The sequence below is a fragment of the Pseudoalteromonas sp. HM-SA03 genome (assembly GCF_002289345.1).
Taxonomy (GTDB): domain Bacteria; phylum Pseudomonadota; class Gammaproteobacteria; order Enterobacterales; family Alteromonadaceae; genus Pseudoalteromonas.
Map to the genome: position 1 here is coordinate 25,659 of NZ_NSDG01000084.1, position 9,782 is coordinate 35,440.

A 9,782-nucleotide genomic window follows, 5' to 3' on the forward strand; every position below is an offset into this window, starting at 1 on the left:
ATATGGAGTTTCGCTTTGAGCGTAGGCGGCTGCTCAAAGCTCTTAAAAGCATTGGATATTTTGATCGAGTAAAACAAAGTAAGTAATTTTTTAATCATTACTTATTACACTCAAGACATCTCTTATTGAATCATTGCTCATATTACCAGTCAATTCAGCTTTCGCTAAAATTCTAGTCGCCTTCTCAATTAATGAAAGGCTTTTAATTGCATCAAACTCTCCATTTTCGCCAAGCTCATTCTTTAACCTTTTAGCTTGATAGACTGTAAGCAGTGCCTCTCTCGCTGCATAGCAGGCTGCATCTACAGCACTTTCCACATCAATAGATTCCTTGTTAACAAGAGAAACTCCATCCCTGTTTCCAGTTACTACAAACGCAGCATCAAAACCCATTGATGCGAGTTGAACGAGCTTATCAGAAGGGATAGCAATAGATGATTCCCATCGACTAACTTGCTTACTCGACATTCCTAAAAAATTTGCGACATCTTTTTGGCTTAAATTCAAACGCTTACGCTCAGCCTGAAATAATGAGCAGACATTTAAGTCTGAAACTATTGATTTTGAGGACATATGTGTACTATCCTGAGCCTGACAATTAACCAAACCCTTTGCTAACCGTTCGCCAAAACATTTTAGAAAGGGTTTTATTCAAAAAGGTAGAGTACTATGAAATCAACGGAAATTAAAGAAGCCATCGCACACGAAGGCTATACACTATCAATGGTTGCAGATGCGTTAGGCGTGAACCTAGCAACTGTTTCTGGTGTGGTTTGTGGTCATACTCAATCCCGCCGTATTGCCGCTGCAATTTGTAAAATCATCAAAAAGCCCCTCAATGTTGTATTTCCTAAAACAGATTTTTACGAGACCCCTCCCGTATTAAAGGGAGAAGACCGCAAACAAACTGTAGAGCAGCTTAAGCAGCTCTTGGCCTCGTAAGGACTAAGTAACCACTTTATTAATAACTGAGTTACCGAACTTACAGGAGCCACACAATGCACATAATTAGCCCGTACATAGCACAATGCTATCAGCGCCAACAAAGCCGTGTTTTGTTGTTGGTACAAGCGATTAACCACCACTCTGCGCTCAATATGCGTATAGCTGCCAAGTTCAACAATAAGTTGGCGCAGTTCTTTAGCGCTCGCGCAGTACACAGCGGCACAAGGTTTATCGTCAATACACAGCCATTCAAGCAAGTTATTAAATTGGTAAGTAGCAAATTCGGTTTGCATGGTTTGATCTCCCGTTTTCGTGATGATCAAATTCTAGCCAGCAAGATCACTCCTTGGGAAGTTCCAAAAATTCTTTCTTTTTGGAATACCCGTAAGCTGACTTTAGCATTGCAAGTTGGGGGGACTTATGACCAAGCCTAAACGCCGCCAGTGGAGCCGTGTAGTCGCTCGCAGCCTGCCTGAGTCCTTACAACTTTGTAAGGAGCATGGAATGGCGACACGCAATATGAGCGTGCCACGCATCGCCGATAGAACGGGCGTAAGCACCGATATGCTTTATAAATACCTTGGTAATGGCGATATGCCTGCTAGCTTATTAATCCCATATATGGCTGCTACAGGTAGAGAGTACCCACTCCAATATATGGCACACAGCCTTGATAAGCTGGTTGTCGATATGCCTAAAAGCAAAAAGCCTTCAATGCCAACATTGAATCATCTAAACCAATTTGCAAATCAGGTAATTGGAATGGCCATGCAATTGGAAGAAGGTGGTGGTAACCATCAACACGTTGCAGAGCAAATAGTTGTTCTGATGCAAGAATTGGCTTACCAAAAACTCGAAGTCGAACGTCTCGACGATCCCCAGCAGCAGCTTATTTAGGAGCAAATAGTATGACTATCAAAGACCAAGTTGCGCCTAAAAAACGCCAACCAGAGCAAAATACAAGCATTTGTATTGGTAAGCATGCAGGTAAAACTGTGCTGCTAATGAGTATGGAGCAGCTAAAAGCACTGGCACACGGAAAACCACAAGGAGAGAACGCATGAGCTTATTAACCAAACCCGTTAGCGCTGAGCATATAAGCGTACACAACAACCGTCCTCTAATTCAGTGCAATTGTTGTAAACGAATTGAGCAAGCAAAGCAGGCAATAACTAAAAGCGCATGGCTGCAAGCTGCAAACCATATTGGATGGCGTCATGTTCAAAGTGAAGCGTTTGATATCGACGTTGTGTGCCCAAGTTGCGTGAGTGATTTTAACAACCCAGTTAAAAAACCGATGAAGCCCATTAAGAGAGTGTCAGCATGAGCCAATACATATCAGCACAAATACAGCGCGTGTTGGCCACGATTGAATTGATGGCCGGACGCGAAATCGAAGGAGCTGAACCAGGGAAACTAGCGGCTGAATTAGGCTGTAGCCCAGCGGATATGACTCGTGTGTTAGCAAACTTAGAACATGCGGACTGGGCAGAGCGGCTAACCACTAATCAAAACCGCTGGCGATTGCATAAAAAACCTGTGCAGATCAGCAACACCGTTGCCCATTCATTCACTATGGCAATTAATGGTTTGCAGATTGAACGCAATAACTACGGTTTATTGAGGTGAGATTATGAGTGACTTAAGTGTAACAGACTTAATTGATTTAAAAGTTCATCAGCAGAATCAATTGGCAGAGCAGCAAAGTGTTCTTGTCCAGTTGGGTCAAATCCAAGCATTTAACTTTATAGGAAAAATGGTAACGGTTTCCGAATTAAAGTTAGTACAGCAGATTAAAGATTCTAAAGAATACAAAGGGTTATCATTTTCTAAAGATGGAAAAACGGAAACGGTTTCCACTTGGGAGCAGTTTTGTGACGCATACCTTGACTGTAGTGCCAAGATCACAAATGAAAGACTAACAAACCTTAGTACTTTTGGTGAGCAGTTTTTTGAACAGGCTCAAAAAATGAAGCTTGGTTATAGACATTTGCAATCATTAAGACAGCTTCCAGACGATCAGCAAACACTCGTTATCGAATCTGAAGCTGTGGAAGTCGGTAACAAAGAAGCAGTTCAAGAGCTAATCGACGAATTAAAGGCTAAGCATTCAAAGGAGAAAGACAAGTTAGCACAGGAGCTGGATGCAACCGAGCGCATGCTCAAAGTGTCTCGTGATTCTTCTTCTAAAAAAGAAGAGGAAATCATCAAGCTTAAAACCGACTTAGAAAGCAAAAAGTTTAGTGCCGAACGCTGGAAAGGCGAAGCCAAGTCATTTTTTGAGGCATTGGCTAAAACCCAAAACCAAGTGCGTGAAGGGTTTAACCAGATGCTGGTGCTCAGTGAGCAGCTTGAGACGGTAAAGATTGATGATAAAACCTATGATGCCGCTAAATCCGCGTTTTACGCCGACAGCAAAATTTTACTAACTCAACTCGCGCATGTGTGGAACGAAATACACCGCACCTATGGCGACTTAGACGATGCGCGCCCCAGTGGTGAGTGGCTGGCCGAAATGGGCTTTGAAGGTACAGAGGTGATGAAATGAATGCACTCACCCTAGAATACTGGGCCGAACAGCTAGACAACGCCGGGCATGGTGAAAAGGGCACAATCCGCGAGCAAGCGTGCAAAACGCTAGGACTGAGTAAAGACGCGTTGTATCGCCGATTAAAAAGCCTTGGCTGGCAAAGTGGCAAAGCCAAACGCAGTGATGCAGGCACAACCAGCATGAGCGATGAGGCTATCGAGGTGATGGTGTCGCTGCTTAACCAGTCAGTTAGGGCTAACGGTAAACGCACCATGCATGTGCCAGTGGCGAAGTCGATTTTGGCAGCCAATGGCTATGAAAGCGTAAGTACAAGCCAGATCAGCCGTGTACTAGCTCGCTACCATGCCAGTATTCAGATGTTAGACAAGGCAACTCCACATAAGCAGTTAAGGAGCTTAGGGCCAAACCATGTACACCAAGTAGACCCTAGTTATTGTTTGTTGTACTACCCACCTGAGCGCAAGAACCGACAAGTTAAAGGGGTGTGCCAGTCCTACATCGATGAAAGCCATTTTTATGCTAACAAACCAGACAATTTAGACAGCATAAAAAACCTACGGGTATGGCGTTACGTGTTAACAGACCATTTTAGTGGTGCTGTGCGTGTTAAGTATTACCAAGCGGCTGGCGAGACGACGGCAAACCTGTTTGATTTTTTAATGTGGTGTTGGTCACAGCATGACGGCTCACCATTGATGGGTGTGCCTGAAATGTTGGTATGGGATAAAGGCTCAGCCAACAGCTCAAAAGCCATTAAAAATGTGCTGAAGAGTTTGCAGGTGAAATGTGAAGAACACAAAGCGGGTAGCCCTCGCGCCAAAGGCAGTGTTGAAAACGGCAATGATTTAGTTGAAACCCAGTTTGAAAGCCGCTTGTTGATGGAGCCAGTTAACAGTGTTGACGAGCTAAATGCGGCTGCATGGGCATGGCAGGAGGCTTACAACGCCAACAAAATCAAAGACCAAAACTGTAAACATACCCGTCATAAAATGCCGCGCTTAGATGTTTGGTTAATGATTTATCAGCCTGAGTTTAGACACCGGTTGCGCCAGCTGCCTGACGAGCAAATTTGCCGCTTGCTGCTTACCAAGGAGGGCGAAACCCGCAAGGTAAAAGGTGACTTAACGGTGACCTATCGCCACCCAGTTACCCACTCTCAATTGGTGTATGACGTTTCGGAGCTTGAGCACATTCTCAATGGGATGACCGTAGAGGTTAGCCCTGTGATTGTGGGTGAGTCGCCTGATCTAATGGTGGGTGTAAAAACCCCTTTGGGCGATGTGGTATATCACCAAGTTAAACCGCTTGAGTTTGATGTTGCCGGATTCCGCATTGATGCACCAGTGATTGGTGAACGCTATGCAAACCACGCAGACAACGCAACACAGTTGGCAATAAAAGCGGCTGACAGGCTGGCATACCCCAACATGAGCGATGAAGAGATAGAGAAAGCCAAAAAAGCCAAAGCTGCGCCATTTGGCGGCAAGCTTGTTACGCACTCATATCTTAAAGACGTTGAGCACGAAACGCGAATAGCGCCAAAAGGCGAAACCATTCAACCAGATAATGCCATTGCGAAACAAATCAGCGAAGCGCCCAAGCGCAAAGGCAAGGTGTTGGATGATATAGATCTGAGGATCATTATTGCTGAACGGTTAGGTAGAAACCTGCGCCCAAATGAAGTTGATTGGTTAAAGCAGCAAGAAGTTGTTGAAACGGAAGTTGATGTAGTCGTTGAACAATTGCACAACGGGATAGCGGAGACCCCAGTGTTAAAAATGGCGAGATAAGCCTTGGAAAAACAAACAAAACTCAGCGTTGTATTTGATGTGCTGAGTATAAAGCAAGCGCAAGTAGTTCGCGCATTGGCGGCCAAAGGTATCAAATTTAGTACAACCAGCCTGAGCCGCTTAAAAACACAAAATGAATGGCCAAAACACTGTAAACGGCCTGAGATTGAACAACATATAACAGAGTATTTACGGGCGTATGGCGCAACTGACGAGCAATTATCTGATTTGTTTGGATGGGATGAGCCAGAGCAACTAGAAGACGATGAGGAAGATGAGATGTCCAAGAAAAAGTCCCCCCAGTTAACACCTTCGGCAATGAGTCACTTTAAGGTTAGGCGAAACCCATTTGACGACCCGAGATCATGGGATGAACTGTTTTTGTTGGATTCGCATATTCAGCAGTTGGAAGAATTACTCGCTGTAGCTGAAGCTAGTTCGATGGTTGCGGTCACTGGAGAATGTGGCAGCGGTAAGTCAACACTACGCCGAGCATTTGTTACCAAAATCAAAGAAAATCACGAAAATATCATGGTAATAGAACCATCACGTTTTGACCGTAAGAAACTCACGGCAGATGGGATCTCTATGGCAATCGGCCGTGAACTGGGTATCCAGTGCTCAGCCCGTGGGGAAAAGCTAGATAATGAGGTAAAGAGAGGGCTGATTGAAAGCTGCAATAGTGGCAACAAACACATTTTGATTATTGACCAAGCTCAGGATCTCACAGACGACATGATCCGGCACTTGAAATGTATCTGGGAAGTTGAGTCGGGGTTTCAGCGAGTCATTGGGATCGCTCTATTTGGACAACCAGAACTGGATGCACAGTTAGACCAACCGAAGCTACGAGAGTTTACATGGCGATGCCATAGAATCTATATGCAACCGTTAGGAACAAGTGCGATCGATTACATTCGGCATAAGTTTAAGTGTGTTGGGCTAGATGTATCAAAGTACTTTTCTGATGATGCTTTGTCAGCGGTTAAAGGTAAGTGTATCGGCAAAATTGAGAAAGGCTTGTCATACGACCCTGAGCAATTAGACAAATCCTACCCTATGGAAATGCAGGTATGGATGGCAAAAGCGATGAACTTGGCAGCCACGATCAAAGTGGATTTCATCGACGAAAAATTTATTCATAGGATTTAACCATGAGTCAACACGTAGAAATCACACTCACTGGCGTTGCGAACGTCAAGATCACAAAGCAAGTCACGCTACCCAAAGCGGAAGCTGACAAACTTCTGGCTGACGACAGCAAAATGCAAGAAATGCTGACGCGCCACAATTCGGTTGAGGTTAAAGATTGGGGCCACGTATTCGGACAAAAGCTACGTGAATTTGCTATTACCACGCCCGAGCCTGGCTACACATGCGCAAACAATCATTGTGGTTGGGTAGGCAATGAAAGTGACAAAGCCGCTGTGTATGTAGGCGACCAGCTATCGAGCGCATGCCCTAAATGCCATTCGGTAAAGTTTTATAAAGTTCAGCAGGTGGTGCCTCGTGGATAAGCGCATTTTAGACAAGATCAAAAAGTGTTTAGCGTTGGCTAAGTCTGCAACGAATGAGAACGAGGCCGCAGCAGCTATGCGCTCAGCGCAAGCGCTAATGGAGAAACACCGCATTAGTGCTGAAGATGTGGGCTTTTCTGATATAGACGAGCGCCGAACAACGTGTGGCGCTAATCGGTTAGTTAAGTATCAAGCCATGTTTATTAACCTGATTGAACGCGCATTTGGTGTGGATGCATTTGTAAACCAAAACTTTTGCGCAAGTAGTGATATTCACTTTATTGGTATCGCCCCGCAGCCTGAGCTGGCTAGCTATTGCTGGGATGTTATGTGGGCAAAGCTAAAAGCGGATCGGACAGCTTATGTTAAGCAGCAATCAAACCGCTGCAAACGCAGTACCAAAATAGCCAGAGGTGATCGATTTGCTGAAGGTTGGGTAATCGCTGTTCACCAACAAATTACCCAGTTTTCCCGTACAGACAATGAGAACCAACTCATTGAAGCATATAAGGTACGTCATTACCCAGACCTAGCACGGAGCAACTGCGCAGCGCGTGGCAAAAAAGCTAACGTCGGCAATGCGATAAGCGACGGGTTTAGGGCAGGAAAAGAGCACTCTATACACTGCCCAGTAAGTGGTGAATCTCAACGTAAACTAACGCAGTAAGGTGAAGATGTGATGGAACAAGAATTTTATATAAATAGAAGCGGTTACAAGGTCCCAGCAGATAAAGTGAGCGACAACGATAAGGCGCAAAATACGTTGGTGTTAGAACTGGTGCAGCGCGCAAAGCAACTGAACGCAGAACATGAACACTTTAAACGTGGTGTGTATTCGCAAGTAAACGACTTTATTGCGGAGATGGCCCATAACTACAACGTTGAGATTGGCGGAGCCAAAGGCAATATCACGCTAACCTCATATGATGGCAAAAGTCGTGTAAAGGTTGGTGTTGCTGACGACATTAGCTTTGGCCCTGAAATCCTGATAGCAAAAGAGCTGTTTTTAGGTGTGGTAAATGGGTTACTGGAAAAGCTAGACGATGAAGCACAGCTAATTAAAGACATCGTAATGAACGCGTTTGAAACCGACAAAGAGGGCCAATACAGTAAAGCTAAGATCATGGAGCTGCGCAGTAAATACCGTTACAGCCACAAGTCGGACGATTGGGCGGCTGGTATGGAGGCAATAGATGATGCGTTTATTTTTGGCTCAACAAAAACCTACGTGCGGTTTTACGAGCGTAACGAACTAGGCGCATGGATCCAAATCCCATTGGTTAGTAAATCTCTATAAAGGTGGCACTTATGAAAATGAGTAAATCACGTTATATACAGCTGATCCATATTGGTAAAAGCAAGTTGGGTTGGGACGATGACCTATACCGTACTGTGTTGCTTGATCTCACTAATAAAGACAGTTGCAAAGATATGGGAGTCAGTGAACTAGATAGAGTGCTCAAGTATATGCAACGCAATGGCTTTGAGATCATCACTAAAAAGCGCGGTGGTAAAAACTCACCAATGACTCGTGATATAGCACCCGAAGACAAAACGCCACTGGATAAACTGCGCCAGGTGTGGATTGCCATGAGTCATCGCGGCTATTTACGCGACGGTTCGGAAACAGCGCTACTCAATTGGAGTAAATCACAAGCTAAGCGTATGAACAGTAACATAGCTATTGAGCGTTTGGAGTGGCTACGCGCACCTATGGTTCATGCACTGATTGAGCAGTTAAAAAGCTGGTATGCGCGTCTGATGGCAAAAGACATGAAAGAGCTAGCCCCTGATTTAAAAAAGCTGCCACTGAACGATGAGGAAAAGTTCGAGGCGGCGCGCATTGTGTATAAATATAGCAACTTTTCAAATTGTAATGTTGAGCAGCTTGAGAGTGCTCTTAACTTCACAGGCTTAATGCTTGGCCGATATGAGGAGTCTAGTAATGGCTGAACAATTTGGTAAAGGCTCAGAACGTGGTATTGGTATGTTGCTGGCTATCTTTGAGGTTGTTACTCGTGGTGTTGCCGACGTAGTTGGTGCTGAACAAGCAGGCCAGATAGGCCGTGAAGCTGTAGACCGGGTTCGTCATACATTTGGGGGCGAGAACGTTTATGTTTGCAAGGGCGTATCACTGGATACAATTCTGAAGCACAACAAAATCTGGAGCGAGTTTACTGGAGATAACCACGTCGAACTAGCTAAGAAGCATGGCTATTCTGTGCAGTGGATATATGAAGTTGTTCGTACCATGAACCAACTGAAAACGGATGAAGTACAAGGAGACCTATTCGATAGTTGCAAAGGTAAAGGGACTAAAGATGGTGGAGGGCATTCACTATGCTGAAACGTGACGACGAGATCGCAGTAAACACATGGCTGTTGCTGCTCCTTCTATTTACCACGCTACTGCTCGGATTCGAGTTTGGAAAAAGGGTATATATAGAAGAGCAATTAAACGAGCCAGAGCAAAAAGTCAGATTCGGTCGCAACGGCGGCCCACCAATTCCACCNGAAGCCCCACCTTTATATAAGGTAATTTGGGAGCTAATGAGAGAGGAAGAAAATGAAAAGTAATATAGCAGAGCAATTAGCCCCACATTATATAGCAGCGTTTTTATCAAAGTGTGGTTGTGAGACATTTGCAGAGGTTGCGGAGGCAATGCAAGTGATGATCGATACAAGTAAAGAAACGCAAACTGCGTATGCACAGAATGGTGAGGCTCAAAAAGCGGTAACTGTTCCGTCTATTAATTAGCAAAACAAAAAAGCGGCGCAAATTTTTGAGCGCCGCTGATTTTCACAATATCAAACTCATTTTAAAATAGGCTCTCACTCAATCCCGAACTCTCCCACATATTCCCGTAGTTTTCGCACAATTAGCTATAGAGTTTTTGTACATTGGATCATTTACTGGTGATGATCTGGCTCAGCAAACTGGCCGTGGCAATACCTTTCGGGACCGGGCTCGGTGGGACA

The 9,782-nt window shown here is 44.7% G+C and carries 16 protein-coding genes; 15 read left to right on the forward strand and 1 reads right to left on the reverse strand.

What is annotated here, in order from left to right; translation table 11 throughout:
- Nucleotides 1–90: 90 nt before the first annotated feature.
- Nucleotides 91–573: a DNA-binding transcriptional regulator gene (locus CKO50_RS17175; RefSeq protein WP_095729155.1), complete on the reverse strand. Its 483-nt coding sequence runs from the start codon at nucleotides 571–573 to the stop codon at nucleotides 91–93.
- Between the two features lie 96 nt (nucleotides 574–669).
- Between CKO50_RS17175 and CKO50_RS17180 the strand changes: the two genes are divergently transcribed.
- The 15 genes from CKO50_RS17180 (at nucleotide 670) to CKO50_RS17250 (ending at nucleotide 9,561) form a co-directional block, all read left to right on the forward strand.
- The gene (locus CKO50_RS17180; protein WP_095729156.1) at nucleotides 670–942 is read left to right on the forward strand and encodes a DNA-binding protein; all 273 of its coding nucleotides are present in this window, start codon (nucleotides 670–672) and stop codon (nucleotides 940–942) included.
- A 56-nt stretch (nucleotides 943–998) separates the two neighbouring features.
- On the forward strand, nucleotides 999–1,379 hold the full coding sequence (locus CKO50_RS17185; RefSeq protein WP_095729157.1) for a hypothetical protein: 381 nt from the start codon (nucleotides 999–1,001) through the stop codon (nucleotides 1,377–1,379).
- Complete coding sequence (locus tag CKO50_RS17190; RefSeq protein ID WP_095729158.1) at nucleotides 1,366–1,842, forward strand: hypothetical protein; 477 nt, start codon at nucleotides 1,366–1,368, stop codon at nucleotides 1,840–1,842. The genes CKO50_RS17185 and CKO50_RS17190 overlap by 14 nt, the downstream gene beginning before the upstream one ends.
- A gap of 11 nt (nucleotides 1,843–1,853) precedes the next feature.
- Nucleotides 1,854–2,009, forward strand: a complete 156-nt coding sequence (locus tag CKO50_RS24065) for a hypothetical protein (protein WP_157757237.1) — start codon at nucleotides 1,854–1,856, stop codon at nucleotides 2,007–2,009.
- Complete coding sequence (locus CKO50_RS17195; protein WP_095729159.1) at nucleotides 2,006–2,272, forward strand: hypothetical protein; 267 nt, start codon at nucleotides 2,006–2,008, stop codon at nucleotides 2,270–2,272. The genes CKO50_RS24065 and CKO50_RS17195 overlap by 4 nt, the downstream gene beginning before the upstream one ends.
- Nucleotides 2,269–2,574, forward strand: coding sequence for a hypothetical protein (locus tag CKO50_RS17200; protein ID WP_095729160.1), 306 nt, complete (start codon nucleotides 2,269–2,271; stop codon nucleotides 2,572–2,574). Before CKO50_RS17195 ends, CKO50_RS17200 begins: the two co-directional genes overlap by 4 nt.
- A gap of 4 nt (nucleotides 2,575–2,578) precedes the next feature.
- The gene (locus CKO50_RS17205) at nucleotides 2,579–3,493 is read left to right on the forward strand and encodes a hypothetical protein (RefSeq protein ID WP_095729161.1); all 915 of its coding nucleotides are present in this window, start codon (nucleotides 2,579–2,581) and stop codon (nucleotides 3,491–3,493) included.
- Complete coding sequence (locus CKO50_RS17210; RefSeq protein ID WP_095729162.1) at nucleotides 3,490–5,286, forward strand: DDE-type integrase/transposase/recombinase; 1,797 nt, start codon at nucleotides 3,490–3,492, stop codon at nucleotides 5,284–5,286. The genes CKO50_RS17205 and CKO50_RS17210 overlap by 4 nt, the downstream gene beginning before the upstream one ends.
- A 3-nt stretch (nucleotides 5,287–5,289) precedes the next feature.
- The gene (locus CKO50_RS17215; protein WP_095729163.1) at nucleotides 5,290–6,438 is read left to right on the forward strand and encodes an ExeA family protein; all 1,149 of its coding nucleotides are present in this window, start codon (nucleotides 5,290–5,292) and stop codon (nucleotides 6,436–6,438) included.
- 2 nt (nucleotides 6,439–6,440) lie between these two features.
- Nucleotides 6,441–6,803 carry a hypothetical protein gene (locus CKO50_RS17220; RefSeq protein ID WP_095729164.1) on the forward strand — a complete coding sequence of 121 codons (363 nt, stop codon included), beginning with the start codon at nucleotides 6,441–6,443 and terminating at the stop codon, nucleotides 6,801–6,803.
- The gene (locus CKO50_RS17225; protein WP_176474699.1) at nucleotides 6,796–7,470 is read left to right on the forward strand and encodes a DUF2786 domain-containing protein; all 675 of its coding nucleotides are present in this window, start codon (nucleotides 6,796–6,798) and stop codon (nucleotides 7,468–7,470) included. The genes CKO50_RS17220 and CKO50_RS17225 overlap by 8 nt, the downstream gene beginning before the upstream one ends.
- A 12-nt stretch (nucleotides 7,471–7,482) precedes the next feature.
- Entirely contained in the window at nucleotides 7,483–8,100 is a 618-nt protein-coding gene (locus tag CKO50_RS17230) for a DUF3164 family protein (RefSeq protein ID WP_095729166.1), read from the forward strand.
- An 11-nt stretch (nucleotides 8,101–8,111) separates the two neighbouring features.
- Nucleotides 8,112–8,756 carry a gp16 family protein gene (locus CKO50_RS17235; RefSeq protein WP_095729167.1) on the forward strand — a complete coding sequence of 215 codons (645 nt, stop codon included), beginning with the start codon at nucleotides 8,112–8,114 and terminating at the stop codon, nucleotides 8,754–8,756.
- Nucleotides 8,749–9,150, forward strand: a complete 402-nt coding sequence (locus CKO50_RS17240; protein WP_095729168.1) for a Mor transcription activator family protein — start codon at nucleotides 8,749–8,751, stop codon at nucleotides 9,148–9,150. Before CKO50_RS17235 ends, CKO50_RS17240 begins: the two co-directional genes overlap by 8 nt.
- Nucleotides 9,151–9,369: 219 nt before the next feature.
- Nucleotides 9,370–9,561: a hypothetical protein gene (locus CKO50_RS17250; protein WP_088531215.1), complete on the forward strand. Its 192-nt coding sequence runs from the start codon at nucleotides 9,370–9,372 to the stop codon at nucleotides 9,559–9,561.
- Nucleotides 9,562–9,782 lie beyond the last annotated feature (221 nt).